Consider the following 21172-nt stretch of genomic DNA (forward strand, 5'->3'; position numbering starts at 1 on the left):
CCCCGTTCCGTTGAAAGCTCGATGAGGCAGATCCCGCTCGCGCTGCTCGCCCCGCCCGCGCACAGCTTCGACAACTTCCTGCCCGGCGCCAATGCCGAGGCCCTGGCCTATCTGCTGGGCCTGATGCCGGGCGACCCGCCGGCGCTGCTGTGGGGACCAACGGGCTCGGGCAAGACCCACCTGCTGCACGCCCTGGCCGAACGCTGGCAGGCCGCTGGCCAGCGTGTCGCTTGGTATGACGCCGACACCGCCTTGCCCTGGGAACTGCCCGCCCACGAGAGCCTGCTGCTGCTGGACGACTGTCAGCGCTTCGACGCCGGCCAGCAGCACGCGGCCTTCGCGCTCTTCGTCGAATCGGCAGGGCAGGGCTATACCGTCGTCGCCACGGCCGATGCGCCGGCTGTCGACCTCACCGTGCGCGAGGACCTGCGTACCCGCCTCGGCTGGGGGCCCAGTTTTTCGCTGGAGCCGCTGCGCGAGGCTGAGATGCGCGCTGTGCTGCGCCGCGAAGCCGACCGGCGCGGCTTGCTGCTTGGCGACGACGTGCTGTCCTATCTGCTGACACGTTTCGAGCGCAACCTCAAGGGCTTGATGACGCTGCTGGAGCGCCTCGACGAATTCGCCCTGGCCAGCAAGCGGACGCTGACCTTGCCGCTCTTGAAGGCCATGTTGGCCGACGAAAAAACTGACTCTGACCCCACTTTATGAATCTGACCTTGTTTGACCTGGACGGGACGCTGATCCCGGTGGATTCCGACCATTCCTTCGGTACCTTCATGGTTGAGGTCGGCTGGGTCGACGGCGAGGTCTGGGGCAAGCGCAACGACGAGTTCTTCGCCCAGTACAACGCTGGCACGCTGGACCTGCCGGCTTATGTGGAGTTCGCCACCTCGGCCTTTCGCAGCCGGCCGCAGGCCGAGGCGCTGGCGATGCGCGAGCGCTTCATGGCCGAGGTCATGCAGCCCGCGCTGCGGCCCGAGGCGAGGGCGCTGGTCGAGAAGCACCGCGCTGCCGGCGACCTGATTGCGCTGGTGACGGCCACCAATGAATTCGTCACCGCGCCCATCGCGGAGGCTTTCGGCATCGAGCACCTGATCGCGGTCGAACTGGAGCGCGACGTTGAAGGTCGCTTCACCGGCGCCATCCACGGCGTGCCGAGCTTCCGCGAGGGCAAGATCGAACGGGTCGAATCCTGGCTTCGGAGCCTGGGGGCACAATCGGCCGGTTTCGAGCGCGTGACGTTCTACAGCGACTCGACCAACGACCTGCCCCTGCTCGAACGCGTCAGCCACCCGGTGGCGACCAATCCAAGCCCTTCGCTCGCGCGGATCGCCAGCGAACGCGGCTGGCCCCAGCTCCAACTCTTCGCATGATCAAGAAGTTCATCGACAAACTGCTCGGCAAGCCTGCCGCAGCCGCCGCCAAGAAGCCCAGCCCGCTCGGTCAGCGCGTCGAGATCGCGGCAGATGTCCACCGCATCGACCCCGGACTGCTCGACGAGCGGGCCGTCAAGGTCGTCAAGACGCTGACCGACGCCGGCTTCGAGGCCTACATCGTCGGCGGCGCCGTGCGCGACCTGCTGCTGAACGTGCGGCCCAAGGACTTCGACGTCGCCACCAACGCGACGCCCGAGCAGGTCAAGGGCCTGTTCCGCCGCGCCTTCATCATCGGCCGGCGCTTTCGCATCGTCCACGTCGTCTACGGCCGTGGCCGCGAGCACGAGGTCATCGAGGTCTCGACCTTCCGCGCGCTGCCGACCGAGGCGGACGCCGCGGATGCCGTGGCCGGCAACGAGAAGACGTCCAAGAGCGAGCTGGAAGGCAAGTCCCACGCCGTGGACGCCAGCGGCCGCGTGCTGCGCGACAACGTCTGGGGCCCGCAGATCGAGGACGCCGCCCGCCGCGACTACACCGTCAACGCGATGTACTACGACCCGCAGCGCCAGCTGGTGGTGGACTATCACGGCGGCTTGGCCGACGCGCGCGCCAAGCTGCTGCGCATGATCGGCGACCCCGAGACCCGCTACCGCGAAGACCCGGTCCGCATCATCCGCGCCGTGCGCTTCGCCGCCAAGCTGGGCTTCACGCTCGAACCCAAGACCTTGTCGCCGGTGAAGAAATCAGCCGCGCTGCTGGCCAACGTGCCGGCGTCGCGCCTGTTCGACGAAATGATCAAGCTGCTGCAGACCGGCCACTCGCTGGCCAGCATCGCGCAGCTCAAGAAGCTCGGCCTGGCGCGCGGCATCTTCGCCGTGCTGGACGCGATGCTGACCGAGACGGGCGATTTGCACGACGGCATCCGCGGCAAGTTCGTGCGCCAGGCCTTCGAGGACACCGACCGCCGCGTCGCCGAAGGCCGCGGCGTCAGCCCCAGCTTCATGCTCGCCTGCATGCTCTGGCATGAAGTGCTGGACCGCTGGACCAAGATCCGCGAGAGCGGCGAGGCGCCCGTGCCGGCACTGGCCCAGGCCATCGACGCCGTCTTCGACGCGCGCATCGGCGACATCTCCGGCCGCGGCAAGCTGGCCGGCGACATGCGCGAGATCTGGATGATGCAGACCCGCTTCGAGCGCCGCACTGGCTCGGGCGTCTTCAGCCTCATCGAACAGCCGCGCTACCGCGCCGGTTTCGACTTCCTGCGCCTGCGCGCCGATGCCGGCGAGATCGACCCGCTGCTGGCCGACTGGTGGGAAGACTTTGCGCTGGGCAGCGACGATGACCGTCAGGCCCTGCTGGCCGATGCCCGCGCCGCCCAGCAGAAGCAGCCGCGTGTCGTGCGTGCGCCGCGCCCCGCCGAAGCAACCGACGCTGACGCCGAAGCGCCTGGTGCCGGTGACGAGGCCGAAGCCGCCACCGACGCACCGGCCCGCAAGCGCCGTCGCCGTCGCCGCAAACCCGCCGGAGGCGGCGAGGGCGCCGCGCCGGCACCCGCAGCGGAGTGAGTTCGCGCGCCTACGTCGGCCTCGGTGCCAACCTCGGCGCCGACCTGCTGGCCAGCTTGGCGCAGGCTGCCCAAGCTCTCGCAGCGTTGCCCGGCACCCGCCTCGTGGCCTTGTCCAGAGCCTGGCGCAGCGCGCCGGTCGACGCCGGCGGGCCGGACTTCCTGAACGCAGTCGCGGCGCTGGACACGGCGCTTGCGCCCATCGAGCTGCTGGACGCATTGCAGGCCGTCGAGTTGGCCCATGGCCGCGAGCGCCCCTACCGCAATGCGCCGCGCACGCTCGACCTGGACTTGCTGCTCTACGGCGAGCTCGTTGTCGACACGCCGCGCCTGACGCTGCCCCACCCGCGCCTGGGCGAACGCGCCTTCGTGCTGCATCCGCTGCTGGAGATTGCGCCCGAACTGGCCTACCTCGCGGAGGGTGACACTTGGCGGGATCAGCGCATCGAGCGCAGTGACCCCATCCCTTACTGATCCTTCAAAAAGGCCCAGCGATGTTTTCGACCCTCGCCGGCTGGCAGACCGTGGGCCTGCTGCTGCTGTCCAACGTCTTCATGACCTTTGCCTGGTACGGCCACCTCAAGGGGCTGGCCACCAAGCCGTGGTGGATCGCCGCTGGCATCAGCTGGGGCATCGCGCTGTTCGAGTACCTGCTGCAGGTGCCGGCCAACCGCATCGGGCATGGCGCCGGTTTCAGCCTTGCGCAGCTCAAGATCACGCAGGAAGTCATCACCCTGGCCGTCTTCGTGCCCTTCAGCCTTTACTACATGGGCGAGCCCTTGAAGCTCGACTTCCTCTGGGCCGGGCTGTGCCTGATGGGTGCTGTCTACTTCATCTTCCGGTCAGCTTGATGACGTTTCGGTGACCGCGCCCGGTAAACTGCGCGGTTTCCAGAGATCCGAGGACGTCCATGCTGTTTGGCAAGCTGCTGCCCCGTGAGGGCAATTTTTTTGAGCTGTTCAACGAGCATGGCGGCTTCATCCTGGAAGGCGCACGCGCCTTCCAGAAAATGATCGAGAACTACAACGATCCGACGCTGCGCCAACAGTATGCAGACGAGGTCGACAAGGCCGAGCACGCCGCGGACCGTGTCACCGCCGAGGTGAACCGCCTGCTGCACCGCACCTTCATCACGCCCATCGACCGCGAGCAGATCCACAGCCTGATCAACGCGATGGATGACATCGTCGACCTGCTGCAGGACTCCTCCGAGACCCTGTCGCTCTACGACGTGCGTGCCGTTCCGGAGCAGGTGCTGCAGCTGGCCATGCTGTCGGTGCGCTGCTGCGAGCGTGTGCAGCACGCCGTCACGCTGCTGCCTCACCTGAGCCAGCCGGCCACGACCGAGGCCGCCATCAAGACCTGCGAGGAGATCGACCGCCTGGAGTCCGATGCCGACCGCGTCATGCGTTCGGCCATGTCGCGCCTGTTCCGCGAGGAGCCGGATGTGCGCGAACTCATCAAGCTCAAGGCGATCTACGAGCAGTTGGAGTCCATTTCGGACCGTTGCGAAGACGTCGCCAATCTGATCGAGGGCATCGTCCTCGAGAACTCCTGAGCCCGCGCATCCATGGCATCCGCTGAGATCGCCTTCTGGGTGGTGGCCCTGCTCGTCGTGCTGGCGCTGCTGTTCGACTTCATGAACGGCTTCCACGACGCGGCCAACTCCATTGCCACCGTCGTTTCCACCGGCGTGCTGAAGCCCCAGCAGGCGGTGCTGTTCGCCGCTTTCTTCAATGTCCTGGCCATCGCCTTCTTCCAGCTCAGTGTGGCTGCGACCATCGGCAAGGGCATTGTCGAGCCAGGCATCGTCGATCATCACGTCGTGTTCGGTGCGCTGATGGGGGCCATCACCTGGAACTTCATCACCTGGTGGTGGGGCATCCCGTCAAGCTCCTCGCACGCGCTGATCGGCGGCATTGCCGGCGCCGTCGTCGCCAAGGCGGGCCCGTCGGCTCTGGTCGCGGGTGGCATCTGGAAGACCGTCGCCTTCATCGTCATTTCTCCGCTGCTGGGCTACCTGCTGGGCTCGCTGATGATGGTCCTCGTCGCCTGGGTCTGTCGAAACAAGTCACCGTTGCGGGTCGACCGATGGTTCCGGCGGCTGCAACTGGTTTCCGCGGGGCTGTACAGCCTCGGCCACGGCGGCAACGACGCTCAGAAGACGATCGGCCTGATCTGGATGCTGCTCATCGCCGCCGGCATGCTCTCGGCTGGTGAGGCCTCGCCGCCGGCCTGGGTCATCGTCTCCTGCTACATCGCCATCGGCCTTGGGACGATGTTCGGCGGCTGGCGCATCGTGCAGACCATGGGCCAGCGCATCACCAAGCTCAAGCCGGTGGGCGGCTTCTGCGCCGAGACCGGAGGCGCGATCACGCTCTTCCTTGCCACGGCGATGGGCATCCCGGTGTCGACGACCCACACCATCACCGGCGCCATCGTTGGCGTGGGCTCGGTGCAGCGGGCCTCGGCCGTGCGCTGGGGCGTGGCCGGCACCATCGTCTGGGCCTGGATCTTCACGATCCCGGCGGCGGCACTGGTGGCTGCGCTCTGCTACTGGGTCAGCTTCGCACTCTACTGATCGACCTGGGATTCGAAGTAGCGCTGGGCGCTGAAGGCGATGGTCGCCATCAGCGCTGTGCAACCGATGAACAGGCACAGGACGACGCCGATGACGGCGCCCCAGCCGCTGCTCGGCGCGGCGGCTTTGCCGGCGTTGAAGCGGGCATTCCAGCGCTCGTCGGGCATCAGCCCGTAGACGATGCCGCCGAGCAGGGCAACCACCAAGCTGATGCCCAGCAGCGGTAGCAGCAGCCAGGCCAGGCGGTCGTCCTGGCCAAGCGCGTTCATGCGCTGAAGGCCGAGCAAGCCGAGCAACGTCGGCAGCGGAAACAGCCAGGCCCATCGGTCCTTGAACCCGTGCAGGTAGAAGCGGTGAGCACCGAAGATGCCGCCGAGAAGGGCCAGCCAGGTCGCGACGGCCTTGTGCTTGATCGCCGCGTTCATCGACGCACCCTTCGGCCTGCGGCCTGTCCCGCCAAGCGGGAGCGAGCTTGCTTGGGGCGGCCCGGCGCGGCGCTCATTCAGCGCTGGCGCTGTCGCCCAGGCCCAGTGAGCGCTGCATCAGCACCACATCCAACCAGCGGCCGAACTTCCAACCGGCACTCTTGAGTACGCCGGTGTGCTCGAAGCCAAGCGCCGTGTGCACGCCGACGGAACCGGCATTGGCCGCGTCGCCGATGACGGCCAGCATCTGGCGGGCACCGGCTGCCTCGCAGCGCGCGAGCAACTCGGCCAGCAGCAGCCGGCCCACCCCCTGGCCCTGGGCGGCGGGCGCGAGGTAGATGGAATCCTCGACGCAGAAGCGATAGGCCAGGCGCGGCCGGAAGTAATTGGCGTAGGCATAGCCCAGCAGCTCGCCGTTGCGCTCGGCCACCAGCCAAGGCAGGTTTCGGCCCAGCACCTCGGCGCGGCGGCGGCCCATTTCGTCGACGCTCGGTACCTCGGTCTCGAAGGTGCCAGTGCCATGCTCGACGGCGTGGGCGTAGATGGCCTGGATGGTGGCGAGGTCGGCGTCTGTGCTCGGGCGAATCGTCAAAGGCAGGGCGGCGGCGGAGGGCTGTGACATCTGTTGGCTTGAGGCTAAGCAAAAACGGGCGCGGACGAGTTTATAATGCTGGGTTTTGGCGCTGGTCGCAGATTGGCTGCGGCGTATCTACAGAGCCTCCCCCGGCAGGGGTTCCTGCTATTCGACTTGCTAGCCCTGAGTGTCTCCTCGTGCAGTGGTCGCCCAACATTTAGGAAACATCATGGTTGTCATTCGTCTGGCTCGCGGCGGTTCCAAGAAGCGCCCCTTCTACAACATCGTCGTCGCCAACAGCCAACAACGCCGTGACGGTCGCTTCATCGAGCGCGTCGGCTTCTACAACCCCGTCGCCTCTGGCGCCGCCGAAAAGCTGCGTGTCGAGCAGGATCGCGTCGCGTACTGGATCGGCGTTGGCGCCCAGCTGTCGCCCACCGTGACCCGCCTCGTGGGTGACGCCAAGACGGCTGCTGTTGCCGCCTGACCCTCGTGGTTGGCAACAAGCCTCAACAAGACGGCGCTTCGGCGCCGTCTTTTGCTTCTGAGCCCAATGACCTGATCCAGGTCGGCCACATCCTGGACGCCTGGGGCGTGAAGGGCTGGTTCAAGGTCCAGGCCTACTCGAACCAGGCCGACGCGCTGTCCTCCGCCAAGCGGTGGTTCCTGAAGGCCGTCGCGCCCAAGACGGGTCAGCGCGAGCTGAAGATCCTGTCGATGCGCGAGCACGGCGAGGGTCTCGTGGCGAGCGCCGATGGTGTCGTCGACCGCAATGGCGCCGAAGCGCTGCGCGGTTTCGAGATCTGGATCTCGCGCGCCGACTTCCCGCGCGCCGGTGACGGCGAGTACTACTGGGTCGACCTGATCGGCCTGGACGTCGTCAACCGCGAGGGCCAGGCCCTGGGTCGTGTCATCGGTCTCATCGACACCGGGCCGCATGCCGTGCTGCGCATCCTGCCGCCGGGCATCGAGCAGCCGGCCAAGCCTGATCAGGAGAAGCTCATTCCCTTCGTTGGCGCTTTTGTGGACGACGTGAGCCTGGAAGCGAAACAGATCCGCGTCGACTGGGGCGTGGACTACTGACGTGCGTTTCGACGTCCTGACGATCTTCCCGGAGCTGTTCGCGCCGCACCTGACGCATGGCGTCACGCGGCGGGCCTTCGAGAGTCGTCAGGTCGATGTGCGCTTGTGGTCGTTGCGCGATTTCGCCGACGACAACTACCGCCGCGTCGACGACCGGCCCTATGGCGGCGGCCCTGGCATGGTCATGCTGGTCGAGCCGCTTGAGAAGGCGCTGGCGGCTGCCAGGGCGGACCGTGGCGAGGCAGAGCCCGCCGTCATCCACTTCACGCCCACCGGCGCCCGCATCGACCAGGCACTCGTGCAGCAACTGGCGACCGGCCCCGGCGCCATCCTGCTGTGCGGCCGCTATGAGGGCATAGACCAGCGCGTGCTGGACCGGCATGTGACGCTGGAGCTCAGCCTGGGGGACTTCGTGCTGTCCGGCGGCGAGCTGCCGGCGTTGGCCCTGCTGGACGCCGTCGCGCGCCTTCAGGACGGCGTGCTCGGCGACGCCCAGTCGCACCAGCAGGACAGTTTTTCGGACGGCCTGCTGGACTGCCCGCACTACAGCCGGCCCGAGGCGCTTGTCGACGGCCGAGCCGTGCCGGGCGTGCTGATGTCCGGCCACCACGCCGACATCAAGCGCTGGCGCCGTGAGCAGTCTTTGGCGCTGACGGCTGCGCGCCGACCGGAGCTGATCGTGGCTGCCCGGGCTGCTGGTCAACTGAGCAGAGCCGACGAGGCCTTCCTGGCCAAGCTCTAGGCAAAACCCTTGGCTTGAGCTACACTAGCGGGCTGTCCGATCCTCTGGCGGGTCGAGTGGCTGCAATGCTTGAAAAAGCACTCCGGCTGCAAACATCCCCATAAATAGCGTCCCGCCAAGATCCCAGGAGTACAGATGAACCTGATCCAAACCCTTGAGCAAGAAGAAATTGCTCGCCTGAACAAGACCATCCCGGCCTTCGCCCCTGGCGACACCGTGATCGTCAGCGTCAACGTCGTTGAAGGCACCCGCAAGCGCGTGCAGGCTTACGAAGGCGTCGTGATTGCCAAGCGCAACCGCGGCCTGAACAGCAGCTTCATCGTCCGCAAGATCTCCAGCGGCGAAGGCGTGGAGCGCACGTTCCAGCTGTACAGCCCGCTGATCGCGACCATCGAAGTCAAGCGCCGTGGCGATGTCCGCCGCGCCAAGCTGTACTACCTGCGCCAGCGTTCGGGCAAGTCGGCACGTATCAAGGAGAAGCTGGCTTAATCAGCCGGTTCCCACCGCCAAGGCCGCCCGGAGCTACGCTCTCGGCGGCTTTTGTTTTTCCGACTCATGACTCGCCGCCCCGCCATCACCCAGCCCCAACTCGCGCCGATCACGGGCGTCGATGACCACCTGCCCGCCGTGCCCGCTGCGGCGCTGACGGCCGAGGCCATCCGTGCCCGAGTCGCAGCGCTGTCGGCCTGGACGCCAGAATTTGCAGGCGACGGTGGCCTCTTCTCGGATAGAGAGCCGGCCGGCGCCGCCGTGCTCATTCCTCTGGTGCAGCGTCCCGAAGGCCTGACGCTGCTGCTGACCCGCCGCACCGACCACCTGCGCGACCACGCGGGCCAGATCAGCTTTCCCGGCGGCCGCGTCGAGCCCGAGGACGACGGCCCCGTCGCGACGGCGCTGCGCGAGACTGAAGAGGAGATCGGCCTGTCGAGCGACTACATCCACGTCATCGGCCAGTTGCCGATCTATTCGACGGTGACGGCCTTCCAGGTGACACCGGTCGTCGCTCTCGTCGAGCCGGGCTTCACGCTCAAGCTGGACGACTTCGAGGTCGCAGAAGCCTTTGAAGTGCCGCTGGCCTTCCTGATGAATCCGGCGCACCACCGCCACCACGCCTTTGAGTTCGCTGGCACCCAGCGCCGCTTCCTGTCCATGCCGTGGCAGGCGGCCGGGCGCGAGTACTTCATCTGGGGTGCAACCGCCGCGATGTTGCGCAACCTCTACCGACTTCTGATTGCCGCCTGAGCGCGCCACTATCATCCCCGCCCATGAATTTCTTCGCGGTGCTGCTGGCCCTGTTGTGTGAACAACTCAAGCCCCTGAGGCACGGCAATCGCGTGCATGAGTCGGTCATCGGCTGGGTGCGCTGGACGGGCCGCAACTTCGACGCCGGTGACGAGCACCACGCCGTCATCGTCTGGGCCATCACCGTCATCGTGCCTGGCCTGGTCCTCACGCTCGCCTATTGGGGCCTGCGTCACTTCAGTCTGCTGCTGGCGCTGGGGCTGAACGTGCTCGTGCTCTACCTGACGCTGGGCTTTCGGCAGTTCAGCCACTACTTCACCGACATCCGTGACGCGATGGAACGCGGTGACGATCTGACGGCGCGACAGTTGCTGGCCGACTGGCGCCACCTGGACGCCAGCGAGCTGCCGCGCAACGAGCTGATCCGCCACGTCATCGAGCATTCGCTGCTGGCCGCGCACCGCCACGTCTTCGGCGTGTTCTTCTGGTTCATCGTCTGCTCGACGCTGGGCCTGGGCCCGGCGGGCGCGGTGCTCTACCGCATGGCCGAGTTCGCCAGCCGCTACTGGGCCTTCCGGAGCCGCACACTGGACGCGCCCACCAACCAGCGCTTGCTGGCCCTGTCGCGCCAGGCCTTCGTCGTGATCGACCATGTGCCCGCGCGGCTGACGGCCGCCGGCTTTGCCATCGTCGGCAATTTCGAGGAAGCGGTGAACGCCTGGCGGCGCGATGCCAGCCTGTGGCTGCATCCCAACGAGGGCATCATCCTCGCCTCCGCGGCCGGCGCCGTCGGCCTGCAACTGGGCGGCGCTGCGGCCCCTGGCATCACGCCCGACCGCAGCCGCACCTTCGATGCCGGCTCCGAGCCTGAAACCACGGGCGCCGCCGGCTCGACCGGCGGTGCGCCGCCGCAGCTGGGTCACCTGCAGAGCGTCGTCGGTCTGGTCTGGCGTTCGGTCGTGCTGTGGATGTTGTTGTTGGCGCTGCTGAGCCTGGCCAATCTCGTCGGCTGACATGAACCTGCCTGAACTGCCGGCGCTGGCCGAGCCCGGTCTGGGCGCTCGTGTGCAGCATGCGCTGGACCACAAGACCAAGCCGCTGGGCGCGCTTGGCCGCATCGAAGCGCTGGCCCTGCAGCTCGCGCTGATCCAGGGCATCGAGCGGCCGGCCTTGCGCGAGCCGCAGCTTGTCGTCTTTGCTGCCGACCACGGCCTGTCGCGGCGCGGCGTGTCTGCCTATCCGCGCGAGGTCACACCGCAGATGGTGGCCAATATGCTGGCGGGCGGTGCGGCCGTGTCGGTGCTGGCCCGCCAGCAGGGCCTGGCGTTGACGATTGCAGACTGCGGCGTCGATGCCCCGCTGGCCGACGGCGCTGTGGACCTGCGCATCGCGCCCGGCACGGCGGACGCCAGCACCGGGCCGGCGATGTCCAGCGACCAGGCCGAACGTGCACTGAGCAACGGCATGGCGCTCGTCGAAGGCCTGCCCGGCAACGCGTTGCTGCTGGGCGAGATGGGCATAGGCAACACCTCGTCGGCCAGCCTTTTGATGCAGCGCCTGACGGACCTGCCGTTGGCCGATTGCGTCGGGCGTGGCACCGGTCTGGACGACGCCGGCATGGCGCGCAAGCTGGCCGTGCTGGCCGAGGCGCTGGCCGTGAACGCAGGGGCGCAGACGCCGCTGCGGATCGCCGCCGCGCTGGGCGGCTTCGAGATCGTCACGATGGCCGGCAGTGTCATTGCCGCTGCGGCCCAGCGCCGGGTCGTGCTGGTCGATGGCTTCATCACGACGGCCGCCGTCGCGCTGGCCGAGGCCCTGCGGCCCGGCGTGCTGGCAGCCTGCGTGTTCGCTCACCGCTCGGCCGAAGGGCCGCACGCGCGCTGGCTGCTGCGCCTGGGCGCCTGCCCGCTGCTGGACCTGGAGCTGCGCCTGGGCGAGGGCAGTGGCGCGGCGCTGGCGTGGCCGCTGCTGACCGCCGCTTGCGCGCTGCTGGCCGACATGGCCAGCTTCGACAGCGCCGGCGTCAGCAAGCGCGACTGAACATGAAGCTCTTCCTCGTCGCTCTGCAGTTCCTGACCCGACTGCCGGTGCGGCTCGACCGCTTCGAGCCGGGCTGGCTGAACGACTGCGTGCGGCATTTCCCGCTGGTCGGTGCGCTGGTGGGCGCGGCCGGGGCGGCGGTGCTGGTGGGCGCCTCGCATCTCTGGCCGGCCTGGGTGGCCGCCACGCTTGCATTGGCCGGCACGGTCGCGCTGACCGGTGGTTTCCACGAGGACGGCCTCGCCGACACCTTCGATGCGCTGGGCGGCGTCGTGCCGCGCGACAGAGCGCTGGCCATCATGAAGGACTCGCGCATCGGCAGCTACGGCGCGCTGGCGCTGGGCTTGAGCCTGCTGCTGCGCGCGGCGCTGCTGGCCGTGCTGGCGGCGCGGCCGATGCTGGGCGCGGTGGCGGCCCTGCTGGCCAGCCACGCGCTGGCCCGCGCGGCGGCTGTGGGCGTCATGGTCAGCCTGCCTTATGGCGGCGATGCGGAGCATGCCAAGGCCAAGCCGCTGGCGCTGGCTGTGGCGCCGCGCAACTTCCTCATCGCGCTGGGCTGGTGCGGGCTGCTGGTGGTTGCGCTGGCAGCAAGCGGCGTCTACCTGCCCAAGCTGGGCGCCGCCGTGGCAGCCGCCGCCGTTGTCGCGCTGCTGATGCGCCAATGGTTGAAGCGCCGCCTGGGCGGCTACACCGGTGATGGCCTCGGCGCGACCGAGCAGCTGGCGGAAATAGCCGTGCTGCTGGCTTTCACCGCCTCGTTCTGATGCCGGCGTTGACGATCTGGCGCCACCCCAGGCCGCGTGGCGCCGAGGGCCGCTGCATTGGCGGCCGGACTGACCTGGCCGTCGACCCGCGAAAGTCCAAGCGTCTGGCCCACCGCATCCGCGCCCACGCGCGCCGCCACGGCCTGCCACGCGAGGTCGTCACATCGCCGTTGGTGCGTGCCGCTGCGGTGGGGCGTTGGCTGTCTCGCTGGGGCTTCGCCTGGCGGGTCGACCCGGCCTTGGCGGAGATGGACTTTGGAGCCTGGGACGGACAGTCCTGGAGCAACATCGCAGCGGCCGAGTTTGAGCGCTGGATGGGCGACTTCTGCCGCTTCGACTTCGACGGTGGCGAGTCGTTGAATGCGCTGCTGGCACGTGCCCGCGCGTGGCAGCCGCCCTGTGCCTTGGCCGTGGGGCATGGCGGCTGGATCAACGCCCGGCACTGGCAGGGCGGGCCGCCGACGCCGTCGAACTGGCCCCCGCCACCCGCCTACGGACGGCCTACTTCAGTACCGTCTGCTTCATGAAAAGTACGGTCGCGTAGAACTGGAAGTCCTGGTTCTCCTTCTTCTGGAAGCCATGGCCCTCGTTCTCGGCGCGCAGATACCAGACGGGCGTGCCACCCTCGCGCACCTTGGCCACGATCTGCTCGGCCTCGGTGTAGGGCACCCGCGGGTCGTTCTTGCCCTGGATGACGAACAGCGGCTTCTTGATCTTGGCCACGTTGGTCAGCGGCGAGATCTTCTCCAGATGCGCCCTCATCGCCGGGTCGCGTTCGTCGCCGTACTCGACGCGGCGCAGGTCGCGGCGGTAGCTCTCGGTGTTGTTGAGGAAGGTCACGAAGTGCGAGATGCCGACCACGTCGATGGCGCCGGCGATGCGGTCCGCGTAATTCGTCGACACGGCCAGCGTCATGTAGCCGCCATAGCTGCCGCCGGTGACCAGAACGCGTGAGGCGTCGAGGTCAGGCTGGGTTGCGATCCAGTCCAGCAGCGCGCCGATGTCCTTGACCGAGTCCTCGCGCTTGAAGCCGTTGTCCATGGCCAGGAAGCTCTTGCCGTAGCCGCTGGAGCCGCGCACGTTGGGCTGGATCACCGCCATGCCAAGCTCCTGCGCGTAGTAGGCACTGCGGCCGAGGAAGCCGACCTGCGCCTGCGACTCCGGGCCGCCGTGGATGGCAATCAACACGGGGCGCTTGCCGGTGAATTTCTTTGGCGGCGGCGTCAGCAGGCCGGAGATGGTGGTGCCGTCGAAGCTCTTCCAGCGCACGATCTTCTGCTCGGTGAATGCGGACGTGTCGATGCCCGGGGGCGCATAGGCGCGTGTCCACTGCTGGACCTTGCCGTCCGTGCCGAGCGAGTAGATCTGGCCGGGGCCCTGGGCATTGCTGATCGAGAAGGCCAGCTCGCTGCGGGCGCGGTGGTATGAAGCCGTGCCGACGGTGCCGTTCGGCAGCGCGGCCGGGGCCGGGACTTCCTTGCCCGTTGTCGTGTCGAAGAAGCGCAATTCGTCGCGACCGTCGACATTGAACTGGGCCGCCAGGCGGCTGCCGTCCTCGGTCAGCGTGACGCCGCTGACGTCCCACGGTATGTGGCTGCTGACGCGGTCGATGCGGCCGCTGGCCAGGTCCAGCTTCATCAGCTCGCGGAACTCGCCGGCGCGGTCGCTGGCAATCCACAGCGTGCGCCCATCGGGCGCCCAGCCGGCCGGCGAGTAGGTCGCCTTGGCCTCCTGGCTGCCGGCGGCGGGTGCCACCTGCTTGGCCACACCGCTGTCCAGGTCCAGCATCCAGATCTGCGATTCGTTGGCCGACAGATAGCGCGTCAACGAGATCAGGCGTTCGTCGGGCGAGGGGCGGCTCGCGGCCCAGCCACCGCCGTCAAGCTCGGCCAGCTTGCGGCGGCCTTCGGGCTTGGCCGGGTCCATCAGCCACAGCGTCGTCGTGATCTTGGTGCGCGTGCCGCCCTGGGCCGTGCGGTCGATGGGCACGGCGGAGTAGACGAGCTGGCCGCTCTTGCGCAGCCAGGTGTTGATCGAATGACGCTCGTCGGTGCTGGTCAGCAGCACCGGCTGGGAGCCGGCTTGGTTCAGCGCCAGGCGGTAGATCTGCGCGACCTCGTTGCCGCCGGTGGCGCGCTCGAAAACGATGTACTGGCCGGTGCGTGGCTCATAGGTCGCGCGGGCCACAGGGTCGATACCGTCGGTGAGCTGCTCGCCGTCGGTCAGCGGCGCCGTCACGCGGAAGATCTGCGCCGTGTTGGCGCCGGCCTTGCGGTGGCTGACAAGCATCTCGCGCTGGGTCGGATGCCAGTCCGAAAAGGCGTGGCCTCGGAAGTCGTTGTAGCGGCCGATGGCGTCGGCCAGGCTCTGCGGCACGGCGGGAATGCCCTGCACGACGAGGTTGGCGTTGGGGGTGATGGTGGCTTCCGGCGCGGTAGGCGCGGAAGCGCAGGCCGCCAGCAGGGTCGTGCCGAGGGCGCAGAGGGAAAGACGAATCATGGTCAAAGCCTCAGAAAGGCAAATGGGCGCTTGAAGCGCCCATTTTCGTGCCAGTCGGACTCGGGTCTAACCCGCCATGTCCTTGGTCACGGTGTCGGTCATGCCGTCTGCTGGATGCCGGCGATCAGCCAGCCCTCGCCGGCCTTGACCAGATGCCAGATCTCGTCGAAGTCCTCGGCCGTCGGGGCGCCGTCTTCGCGCACCTGGCCGGAGAAGCGCACCGAGACGATCTGCTCGCCGTTCTCGGTGGCGATGTCGACAACGCTGGCGTTCAGCTGCAGCACCTCCGTCTGCTGCTTTTGGCTGCCGCGCTCCAACAGGTCGTGCTGGATGCTGGCGTACATCTGCGGCGTGGTGAAGCGACGCAGGTCGGCCTGATCGCCGGCATCGTTGGCGGCCTGAAGGCGCAGGAAGACCTGCTTGGCCAGCTTCTCGAAGCCTGCGGTGTCGAAGTCAGCCGGCACGCTGGCCATCGACGAAGCGGCCGCTACCGGGGCAGCAGCCTGAGGCGCCCATTCCGGCTGGGCGGCGCGGAAGTTGGCGCCGTTGGCACCGGCCAGTTGCGCCTTGGGCTTGGCAAAGCGGCGCACCAGGAAGCCGATCACGAAGACCGCGACCAGGCCGATCAGCACCATCGTCATGATGTTGGCCAGTTCGGCACCGAAGCCGAGATGGCTTGCCAGCGCGGCCAGGCCGAGGCCGGCGGCGAGACCGGCGATGGGGCCCATCCAGGAGCGCTTGGGCGCTGCAGCAGCGGGCGCCGCAGCGGGTGCGGCGGCCTGCTTGGCCGGTGCGGCCTGCTGCGCCGGTGGTGTCTGCGGCGTGGTCTGCGTGGGCGTGGTGCGCTTGATGCCGCCGCCGCCCAGGCGCTTGGCCTCGGCGTCGTGGGCGGGCAGGGCGAAGGCCAGCAGGGCGGCCAGGCTCACGGCGAGGATGCGGTTCATGTGCAGTCTCCAGAAGATAGGGAACGAGCCCAGCGTACCTGAGGGCTAGATTCAGGATTTTCAAGCATCCCGGATGTCGGCGACGATGGTTTTTCCGAAGTCTGGCCGCGTTAAAAACTGAATGATGGATGCCGCTGTTGCTGCGGCCGTCTGCAACTGGCCGCCGTCCTTGAGCCCCTGGAAACGGGCCTGCTCCGGGAATTGCGTCGGGTCGGCGCCGCGCAGCTGCACCTGCATGTCGGTGTCGATGACGCCGGGCGCCAGGGACACGACGCCCACGTCGGGCGCCTCCAGGGCCAGCGCCCGGCTGAGATGGTCCAGCCCCGCCTTGATGGCGCAGTAGGCAGCACTGCCGGCCATGGCGCGGCGGCCCAGGCCCGACGAGATGTTGAGGATGCGTCGCGCGGGCACGCCGGGCGTCTCGGCCAGGAAGACACGGCTCAGTAGCGTTGGTGCCTCCAGGCCGACGCGCAGTGCAGCGGACAGCTCGGCGAGCTCGGTCGCGGCCAAAGGGCCGGGGGCACTCAGCAGCGCGGCGTTGTTGATCAGCGTGGCGCTGGCCCACCTCGTGTTGGCACGCAGCCAGGCCTGCAGGCGTTCAGCGGCGGATAAGGGGTCGGCGAGGTCGAGCGTCCATTGCTCGGCCTTCAGCGCCGGGTTCTGGCGGCGGGCCATGCCGATGACGGCGTTGCCGGGCCTGGACAGTTGCTCGGCGAGGGCGGCGCCGAGGCCGCGCGAGCTGCCAGTGACGATGTAGAGGTGCATGGGCCGACTCTAGCGGCCCGCAGGCGTCAAGGTCAGAAGCCGGTGGCCGTGCTGTCGTCGCAGCTCATTTTCAGGAACTTCATTGCGTACTCGACGCGGTCGATGAGCTCAGTCTCGCCGGTGATGGCCAGGTTGGCGGTGAGGTCCATGGCCTTGAACGACACCGTCATCTGCGTGCCCTCGGGCGTGCGCGCAAGCTTGGCGTTGCGCCAGTCAATCCAGTGCGGCGCCAGCAGTTCGGGCGACGGCTCATAGCTGCCGCTCAGCCTGTGCTCGTAGAGCTGGTCTTTCAGAAAGCCTGGCTTCGTGGTCCGCCAGGTCTGGGTTTCGACCAGTTGCTCTTTCTCGTTCACGCGCCACTTGGCCAGCCGCGTCATGCAGGCGTCCGGCTTGCCTCTCGGCCCCAGCGTGTCGATCTCGCTGACCGTGAAGGGCAACAGCTGTTTCTCGATCGGCTTCTGCCACTCCACGGGGTCGTCGAAGAACACGGCGGCGAATTCGACGGTGGTCACCTTCGCCATGTTCCGCACGTAGTTGCGCCGGTTCTGGGCATCGATAAACCAGGCCGTTGCGTTGCCTTTCGCGACCAGCGTTGCCAGGAATTTTTGTGCGCCGTCGGCTGTCTGTGCGGGCTGCTGGGCCTCGGCCAGCGTCGCACAAAGCGTGCAGCCGAGCACGCTCAGCATCGCAAGCGATCGCATCTTGTTCATCGGAGCTCGGTCTCCGCTGGCTCAGAAGCCCGTGGCCGACGTGTCGTCGCAGCTCAGCTTGAGGAACTTCATCGCGTACTCGATGCGGTCGAGCAACTCGGCTTCGCCCGTGAAGGCGAGGTGGGCGGTGTAGAGCTTTTCCTTGAACGACGCGGTCATCTGGGCACCGTTCGTCGCGCGGCTGAGCTTGACGTTGCGCCAATCGATCCAGTGCGGCGCCAGCAGCTCCGGCGCCGGCTCGTAGGTGCTGGTTTCGGCATGAACGATGGGTGTGTCGATGAGGATGCCTTCATCGGTCGTGGTCCAGTTGCGGGTCTCGGTCAGCGGCTCGCGGGCCTCCCATCTGGGAATTCGGGTCAGGCAGGCGTCCGGCCTGCCGTCCGCAGACTGGGTGTCGATCTCGCCGACGGTGAAGGCGGACAGCTGTTTCTCGACCGCGTGCTGCGACTTCTGTTCATCGGTACCAAGAACGCCGACATGGGTCGTGGTCCTGGTCGCCTTGCCGCGCACGTAGTTGGTCCGGCCCTGGGCGTCGACGAACCATGCATGCGCATTGCCCTTCCTCGCTACCGCCGCCAGGAACTTTTGCGCCCCTTCGGCGGTTTGGGCCTGTTGAGCCACTGCCACCAGCGGCGCCATGGCGCAGGCGAGCATCAGCAGGTTGGCGATGGATCGCATCTCGTCTATTCCTTTGTGTGTATTGAAGAATGAAGCGGGCGCGTCTCAGGGCCCTGCCACTTGGACCTGGACGTTTTCCTTCGAGCCCTGCCAACCCTGCAGCAGGCTCCGGAAGTCGTCACCCTGCATGTCGCTGAACCAGGACGGCTGGGCGGTCAGCGCTCCACGCAGCACGCCGTCGACCTGGCGCTCGCACAGCGCCACGAACTGGGCATACAGCGGCTCGATGACGCTGCCGGGCGACTGGCCATGGGGGATGCTCAGCCGCAGCACGTTGGAGTAGCAGGTGGGATAGGTGTTGGACTTGCTTCCCTTGGCCATGTTGTGCCTGAGCACGGCGGCATAGGGCGTCGGCGGCCGCGTGGTGGCCTCCTGACGCGCTGACGGGGCAGCAGGGGCGATGCCGGTTGTTGCGACGGGCGCCAGCGCGGCCTGCTGAAGTCGCAGCCGTTCGGCCGCAGCACGCTCGCGCAACTGCCGTTCGGCGGCCTCGGTCTGGCTCGCCTGCGCGGACTGCGCGGACTGGCCGTGAGGCGCAGTAGCGGGGCGGCCGCCAGGGGGCGCCGCCGTGGTGCCCGCTGGTACGACGGTGCGCGCCTGTTGCTGCGCCGCAGCCTGACGCTGGCGATCTTGCTCGCGCTGCCGCTGTGCGGCCGCTTCGTTCTGCTGGCGCTGGAGGTTCGCCAGAAAGGCCTGCTGCTGGGCCTGTTGCGCCTGGTTCTTCGCCACCTCGTTCTTGAAGGTGTTCAGGCCGCTCATCAGCGCACCGGCAAAGGCGTCGCTGGAGGCGCGTTCCTCCTCGCGTTCTTCCATGGCCCGCTGTGCCGCCATCCTTGCGTTGTATTCGGCCTGCTGGCGTCGGGCCTCTTCCTGGCGACGCGCCTCTTCCTGCTGGCGTTTCAGCAGTTCCGCGCGCTGCAGCTTGTCGCGGGCCATGCTGGCGCGCAGCTTCGCCAGGTCCTGCTCGGACAGCTCACGAGGGCCGGCCTTCTCTTCAACCGGCTTCGCGTCCGCCACGATCAGTGGGGAACTTGCGGCGGCGTCGGGCGCCGATGCCGCAGCGACCACCGGAGCTGCAGCGGGCAGGCTGCCGACCCAGCGCCTGCGCTTAGAGGTCCAGGTGACCTTGCCGTTCTCCAGTTCCACACTTTCTTCGATCAGCGCCGAATCGCCGTCCAGGCGGATCCGGAAGGGGCCGCCCGCGCGTTTGGTGAAGAAGTTGCCCTCCGCATCCCAGACCACCGAGCCATCGGGCTGGATGGTGCCGCTCCAGATCAGATCGCCCTTCACGAAGCGGGCCAGTCTGCCTCCGCCCAGCGACTTGATCTCGCCGGTGTCCAGGTGCTTGCCCTGATCCTCGACGATGGCCGTCTTGTCGCCGTTCCAGTACCAGCTGAAGGTCAGGGACTCGTTCCGCTCGTAGGCCATCGTGGCGCCGATCAGGCGGGCATAGACACCCCAGACCGCCGGGTCCGCCTGCTGCGCGCGCGCGCTGAGCGGCAACAGACACGCCATGCAAAGCGCAGCCCACAAGCTCCTGGCACCATTCTTCATTCTTCGCCCCGGGTCCCTCAATGCGCCCGGCTCGATGGACCGGGTACGACATCACGCGTTGGTAACGGGGGGTATCTTAAAAATGGGGTTGGGGCGGTTCGCCTCAGAACTCGGCAGCGCTAGTGAAGTATTTGCCGCTTATGCGGAGTTCGCTGGCATGCAGCAGCAGTCGCGAACTGGCGGCAGCAATGTCTGCCGCGGCATACAGCGTGTCGCCGAGCATGGCGTGGCCCAGCGCCGCCATGTGCACGCGCAACTGGTGGCTGCGGCCGGTCAGCGGCTCCAGTTGCACACGCGTGTGAGGTCCTTCATGCGCCAGCACGCGCCAGCGCGTCTGCGACGGTTTGCCGCGCGCCATGTCCACCTGCTTGCGCGGCCGGTTCGGCCAGTCGGCACCCAGCGGCAGGTCGATCAGCCCTTCGCCTTCGAGCCGCCCGGCCACCACCGCGATATACACCTTGCCGACACGCCGCTCGGCGAAGTCGGCGCTGATCTCGCGCTGCGCCTGGGCACCTCGCGCGAACAGCAGAAGGCCGGAGGTGGCCTGGTCCAGGCGATGCACGACGAGGGCATCCGGGTAAAGCTGCTGCACGCGCGAGCTGGCGCAATCTGGATCGGTGCGGCCCGGCACGCTGAGCAACCCTGCCGGCTTGTCGATGACGACCAGGCGGTCGTCCGCGTACACGATGCGCATCACCGCGAAGAAACGACGATGCCGGCGGCGATCAGCGCAAAGGCGACGCCGTGGTACCAGGCGGGCGCGATGCCGAGCAGCGCGGCCGAGATGATGGCGGCGAACACCGGCGTCAGGTTGACGAAGAAGCCGGCCAGCGCCGGCCCGGCTTCGGCCACGCCCATGCCCCAGCAGCGGTAGGCGATCAGCGAAGGGCCAACGGCGACATAGACCAGCACCGCGACCAGCATGGGGCTCCAGTGGATGGCGGCCGGCGCCACCACCTGCTCCACGCCGGCGGCAACGCCCGAGAAGACGACGCCAAACATCAGCTGCGCCATCAGCGACTCGGCCCAATTCCAGTCCGGCTTTTCGCCGGGACGCATGCCTTTCATCGGCCGCGCCAGCATCCACGAATAGATGGCCCAGGTGAAGATGGCCAACAGCATCAGCAGGTCGCCCGGCACGAAATGCACGGCCAGCAGCGCCGCCGGGTCGCCCCGCGCGATGACCAGGGCCACGCCGGCCAGCGACAGAGCAGCGCCGGCGAGTTGGCGGCGGGACGGCTTCACGCCGTAGAAGAGGGCGCCCACGCCCAGCATCCAGACCGGCATGCTGGCCGTGATGAGGGTGACGTTCAGCGGCGACGAGGTGTGCAGGGCCAGGTACTGCAGCGCGTTGTAGCAACCCATGCCGAGAAAGCCCAGCCAGGCCAGGCTGCGCCAGCGCACCAGCGCCTCACGCGGCCGCGCCAGCAGCCGCCAGGCCAGCGGCGCCAGCAGCAGGAAGGCCAGGCCCCAGCGCAGCGCATTCAGCGTCATGGGTGGGATGTCGTTGCGCACCAGCCGCCCGACGACCGCATTGCCGGCCCACAGCAGCGGCGGCAGCGTCAACAGCAGGGCGAGACGTGGGGTCAGCTTCATCAACGGCGGCGCGGCGTGCAAAGGGCTGGCACGAT

At 67.9% G+C, this 21172-nt stretch carries 26 protein-coding genes; 16 read left to right on the top strand and 10 right to left on the bottom strand.

What is annotated here, in order from left to right; all coding sequences use genetic code 11:
• The first annotated feature begins 21 nt into the window (after positions 1-21).
• The 7 genes from AC0IZJ_RS01970 to AC0IZJ_RS02000 are packed head-to-tail and all read left to right on the top strand — an operon-like array spanning position 22 to position 5521.
• Positions 22-708 carry an HdaA/DnaA family protein gene (locus AC0IZJ_RS01970; protein WP_471846109.1) on the top strand — a complete coding sequence of 229 codons (687 nt, stop codon included), beginning with the start codon at positions 22-24 and terminating at the stop codon, positions 706-708.
• Positions 705-1373 carry a histidinol-phosphatase gene (locus tag AC0IZJ_RS01975; RefSeq protein ID WP_471846111.1) on the top strand — a complete coding sequence of 223 codons (669 nt, stop codon included), beginning with the start codon at positions 705-707 and terminating at the stop codon, positions 1371-1373. Before AC0IZJ_RS01970 ends, AC0IZJ_RS01975 begins: the two co-directional genes overlap by 4 nt.
• Entirely contained in the window at positions 1370-2941 is a 1572-nt protein-coding gene (pcnB, locus tag AC0IZJ_RS01980) for a polynucleotide adenylyltransferase PcnB (RefSeq protein ID WP_471846113.1), read from the top strand. Before AC0IZJ_RS01975 ends, pcnB begins: the two co-directional genes overlap by 4 nt.
• Entirely contained in the window at positions 2938-3414 is a 477-nt protein-coding gene (gene folK / locus AC0IZJ_RS01985; RefSeq protein WP_471846115.1) for a 2-amino-4-hydroxy-6-hydroxymethyldihydropteridine diphosphokinase, read from the top strand. The genes pcnB and folK overlap by 4 nt, the downstream gene beginning before the upstream one ends.
• A 20-nt stretch (positions 3415-3434) precedes the next feature.
• Positions 3435-3791, top strand: coding sequence for a DMT family protein (locus tag AC0IZJ_RS01990; RefSeq protein ID WP_471846117.1), 357 nt, complete (start codon positions 3435-3437; stop codon positions 3789-3791).
• 59 nt (positions 3792-3850) lie between these two features.
• A complete protein-coding gene (locus AC0IZJ_RS01995; protein WP_458232531.1) occupies positions 3851-4498 on the top strand; it encodes a DUF47 domain-containing protein in 648 nt (215 codons plus the stop codon).
• 12 nt (positions 4499-4510) lie between these two features.
• Positions 4511-5521: an inorganic phosphate transporter gene (locus AC0IZJ_RS02000; protein WP_471846119.1), complete on the top strand. Its 1011-nt coding sequence runs from the start codon at positions 4511-4513 to the stop codon at positions 5519-5521.
• On the opposite strand, the gene AC0IZJ_RS02005 is transcribed toward AC0IZJ_RS02000, so the two are convergent.
• Both AC0IZJ_RS02005 and AC0IZJ_RS02010 read right to left on the bottom strand, forming a co-directional pair.
• Positions 5515-5946 (bottom strand): TM2 domain-containing protein, encoded by a 432-nt coding sequence (locus tag AC0IZJ_RS02005; protein WP_471846120.1) that lies wholly within the window; start codon positions 5944-5946, stop codon positions 5515-5517. The genes AC0IZJ_RS02000 and AC0IZJ_RS02005 overlap by 7 nt on opposite strands.
• A gap of 73 nt (positions 5947-6019) precedes the next feature.
• Entirely contained in the window at positions 6020-6568 is a 549-nt protein-coding gene (locus AC0IZJ_RS02010) for a GNAT family N-acetyltransferase (protein WP_471846121.1), read from the bottom strand.
• A gap of 181 nt (positions 6569-6749) precedes the next feature.
• Here AC0IZJ_RS02010 and rpsP point away from each other — a divergent pair, with 181 nt between their 5' ends.
• The 9 genes from rpsP to AC0IZJ_RS02055 all read left to right on the top strand — a co-directional run bounded on the left by rpsP (position 6750) and on the right by AC0IZJ_RS02055 (position 12918).
• Positions 6750-7007: a 30S ribosomal protein S16 gene (gene rpsP, locus AC0IZJ_RS02015; RefSeq protein ID WP_457424633.1), complete on the top strand. Its 258-nt coding sequence runs from the start codon at positions 6750-6752 to the stop codon at positions 7005-7007.
• 5 nt (positions 7008-7012) lie between these two features.
• Complete coding sequence (gene rimM / locus AC0IZJ_RS02020) at positions 7013-7603, top strand: ribosome maturation factor RimM (RefSeq protein ID WP_471846124.1); 591 nt, start codon at positions 7013-7015, stop codon at positions 7601-7603.
• A 1-nt stretch (position 7604) separates the two neighbouring features.
• Positions 7605-8345, top strand: coding sequence for a tRNA (guanosine(37)-N1)-methyltransferase TrmD (trmD, locus tag AC0IZJ_RS02025; protein WP_471846126.1), 741 nt, complete (start codon positions 7605-7607; stop codon positions 8343-8345).
• 135 nt (positions 8346-8480) lie between these two features.
• Positions 8481-8834, top strand: a complete 354-nt coding sequence (gene rplS / locus AC0IZJ_RS02030) for a 50S ribosomal protein L19 (protein WP_394480002.1) — start codon at positions 8481-8483, stop codon at positions 8832-8834.
• 66 nt (positions 8835-8900) lie between these two features.
• The gene (locus AC0IZJ_RS02035; protein ID WP_471846129.1) at positions 8901-9587 is read left to right on the top strand and encodes a CoA pyrophosphatase; all 687 of its coding nucleotides are present in this window, start codon (positions 8901-8903) and stop codon (positions 9585-9587) included.
• 23 nt (positions 9588-9610) lie between these two features.
• A complete protein-coding gene (locus tag AC0IZJ_RS02040; protein WP_471846131.1) occupies positions 9611-10600 on the top strand; it encodes a CobD/CbiB family protein in 990 nt (329 codons plus the stop codon).
• 1 nt (position 10601) lies between these two features.
• Positions 10602-11627: a nicotinate-nucleotide--dimethylbenzimidazole phosphoribosyltransferase gene (gene cobT / locus AC0IZJ_RS02045; RefSeq protein ID WP_471846133.1), complete on the top strand. Its 1026-nt coding sequence runs from the start codon at positions 10602-10604 to the stop codon at positions 11625-11627.
• 2 nt (positions 11628-11629) lie between these two features.
• On the top strand, positions 11630-12391 hold the full coding sequence (gene cobS, locus AC0IZJ_RS02050; RefSeq protein WP_471846135.1) for an adenosylcobinamide-GDP ribazoletransferase: 762 nt from the start codon (positions 11630-11632) through the stop codon (positions 12389-12391).
• Positions 12391-12918, top strand: a complete 528-nt coding sequence (locus tag AC0IZJ_RS02055; RefSeq protein WP_471846137.1) for a histidine phosphatase family protein — start codon at positions 12391-12393, stop codon at positions 12916-12918. The genes cobS and AC0IZJ_RS02055 overlap by 1 nt, the downstream gene beginning before the upstream one ends.
• On the opposite strand, the gene AC0IZJ_RS02060 is transcribed toward AC0IZJ_RS02055, so the two are convergent.
• The 8 genes from AC0IZJ_RS02060 to AC0IZJ_RS02095 all read right to left on the bottom strand — a co-directional run bounded on the left by AC0IZJ_RS02060 (position 12893) and on the right by AC0IZJ_RS02095 (position 21137).
• Positions 12893-14890: a S9 family peptidase gene (locus AC0IZJ_RS02060; RefSeq protein WP_471846139.1), complete on the bottom strand. Its 1998-nt coding sequence runs from the start codon at positions 14888-14890 to the stop codon at positions 12893-12895. The genes AC0IZJ_RS02055 and AC0IZJ_RS02060 overlap by 26 nt on opposite strands.
• Before the next feature lie 98 nt (positions 14891-14988).
• A complete protein-coding gene (locus tag AC0IZJ_RS02065) occupies positions 14989-15834 on the bottom strand; it encodes a Tim44 domain-containing protein (protein ID WP_471846141.1) in 846 nt (281 codons plus the stop codon).
• Positions 15835-15894: 60 nt separating this feature from the next.
• On the bottom strand, positions 15895-16599 hold the full coding sequence (locus AC0IZJ_RS02070; RefSeq protein ID WP_471846143.1) for an SDR family NAD(P)-dependent oxidoreductase: 705 nt from the start codon (positions 16597-16599) through the stop codon (positions 15895-15897).
• Between the two features lie 32 nt (positions 16600-16631).
• Positions 16632-17309 carry a hypothetical protein gene (locus AC0IZJ_RS02075; RefSeq protein ID WP_471846145.1) on the bottom strand — a complete coding sequence of 226 codons (678 nt, stop codon included), beginning with the start codon at positions 17307-17309 and terminating at the stop codon, positions 16632-16634.
• A gap of 21 nt (positions 17310-17330) precedes the next feature.
• Positions 17331-17987: a hypothetical protein gene (locus tag AC0IZJ_RS02080; protein ID WP_471846147.1), complete on the bottom strand. Its 657-nt coding sequence runs from the start codon at positions 17985-17987 to the stop codon at positions 17331-17333.
• A 45-nt stretch (positions 17988-18032) separates the two neighbouring features.
• Positions 18033-19502 (bottom strand): hypothetical protein, encoded by a 1470-nt coding sequence (locus AC0IZJ_RS02085; protein WP_471846149.1) that lies wholly within the window; start codon positions 19500-19502, stop codon positions 18033-18035.
• Between the two features lie 142 nt (positions 19503-19644).
• The gene (locus AC0IZJ_RS02090) at positions 19645-20235 is read right to left on the bottom strand and encodes an RluA family pseudouridine synthase (protein WP_471846151.1); all 591 of its coding nucleotides are present in this window, start codon (positions 20233-20235) and stop codon (positions 19645-19647) included.
• Entirely contained in the window at positions 20235-21137 is a 903-nt protein-coding gene (locus tag AC0IZJ_RS02095; RefSeq protein ID WP_471846153.1) for a DMT family transporter, read from the bottom strand. The genes AC0IZJ_RS02090 and AC0IZJ_RS02095 overlap by 1 nt, the downstream gene beginning before the upstream one ends.
• Between the last annotated feature and the right edge of the window lie 35 nt (positions 21138-21172).

The organism is Roseateles sp. AC306, assembly GCF_979253795.1.

Bases quoted from the DNA above. Each gene is read 5' to 3' on its own strand.
- AC0IZJ_RS01970 (WP_471846109.1), top strand. From the start codon at position 22: ATGAGGCAGATCCCGCTCGCGCTGCTCGCCCCGCCCGCGCACAGCTTC.
- AC0IZJ_RS01975 (WP_471846111.1), top strand. From the start codon at position 705: ATGAATCTGACCTTGTTTGACCTGGACGGGACGCTGATCCCGGTGGAT.
- pcnB (WP_471846113.1), top strand. From the start codon at position 1,370: ATGATCAAGAAGTTCATCGACAAACTGCTCGGCAAGCCTGCCGCAGCC.
- AC0IZJ_RS01990 (WP_471846117.1), top strand. From the start codon at position 3,435: ATGTTTTCGACCCTCGCCGGCTGGCAGACCGTGGGCCTGCTGCTGCTG.
- AC0IZJ_RS01995 (WP_458232531.1), top strand. From the start codon at position 3,851: ATGCTGTTTGGCAAGCTGCTGCCCCGTGAGGGCAATTTTTTTGAGCTG.
- AC0IZJ_RS02000 (WP_471846119.1), top strand. From the start codon at position 4,511: ATGGCATCCGCTGAGATCGCCTTCTGGGTGGTGGCCCTGCTCGTCGTG.
- AC0IZJ_RS02005 (WP_471846120.1), bottom strand. From the start codon at position 5,946: ATGAACGCGGCGATCAAGCACAAGGCCGTCGCGACCTGGCTGGCCCTT.
- AC0IZJ_RS02010 (WP_471846121.1), bottom strand. From the start codon at position 6,568: ATGTCACAGCCCTCCGCCGCCGCCCTGCCTTTGACGATTCGCCCGAGC.
- rpsP (WP_457424633.1), top strand. From the start codon at position 6,750: ATGGTTGTCATTCGTCTGGCTCGCGGCGGTTCCAAGAAGCGCCCCTTC.
- rplS (WP_394480002.1), top strand. From the start codon at position 8,481: ATGAACCTGATCCAAACCCTTGAGCAAGAAGAAATTGCTCGCCTGAAC.
- AC0IZJ_RS02035 (WP_471846129.1), top strand. From the start codon at position 8,901: ATGACTCGCCGCCCCGCCATCACCCAGCCCCAACTCGCGCCGATCACG.
- AC0IZJ_RS02040 (WP_471846131.1), top strand. From the start codon at position 9,611: ATGAATTTCTTCGCGGTGCTGCTGGCCCTGTTGTGTGAACAACTCAAG.
- cobT (WP_471846133.1), top strand. From the start codon at position 10,602: ATGAACCTGCCTGAACTGCCGGCGCTGGCCGAGCCCGGTCTGGGCGCT.
- cobS (WP_471846135.1), top strand. From the start codon at position 11,630: ATGAAGCTCTTCCTCGTCGCTCTGCAGTTCCTGACCCGACTGCCGGTG.
- AC0IZJ_RS02055 (WP_471846137.1), top strand. From the start codon at position 12,391: ATGCCGGCGTTGACGATCTGGCGCCACCCCAGGCCGCGTGGCGCCGAG.
- AC0IZJ_RS02060 (WP_471846139.1), bottom strand. From the start codon at position 14,890: ATGATTCGTCTTTCCCTCTGCGCCCTCGGCACGACCCTGCTGGCGGCC.
- AC0IZJ_RS02065 (WP_471846141.1), bottom strand. From the start codon at position 15,834: ATGAACCGCATCCTCGCCGTGAGCCTGGCCGCCCTGCTGGCCTTCGCC.
- AC0IZJ_RS02070 (WP_471846143.1), bottom strand. From the start codon at position 16,599: ATGCACCTCTACATCGTCACTGGCAGCTCGCGCGGCCTCGGCGCCGCC.
- AC0IZJ_RS02075 (WP_471846145.1), bottom strand. From the start codon at position 17,309: ATGAACAAGATGCGATCGCTTGCGATGCTGAGCGTGCTCGGCTGCACG.
- AC0IZJ_RS02080 (WP_471846147.1), bottom strand. From the start codon at position 17,987: ATGCGATCCATCGCCAACCTGCTGATGCTCGCCTGCGCCATGGCGCCG.
- AC0IZJ_RS02085 (WP_471846149.1), bottom strand. From the start codon at position 19,502: ATGGCGTGTCTGTTGCCGCTCAGCGCGCGCGCGCAGCAGGCGGACCCG.
- AC0IZJ_RS02090 (WP_471846151.1), bottom strand. From the start codon at position 20,235: ATGCGCATCGTGTACGCGGACGACCGCCTGGTCGTCATCGACAAGCCG.
- AC0IZJ_RS02095 (WP_471846153.1), bottom strand. From the start codon at position 21,137: ATGAAGCTGACCCCACGTCTCGCCCTGCTGTTGACGCTGCCGCCGCTG.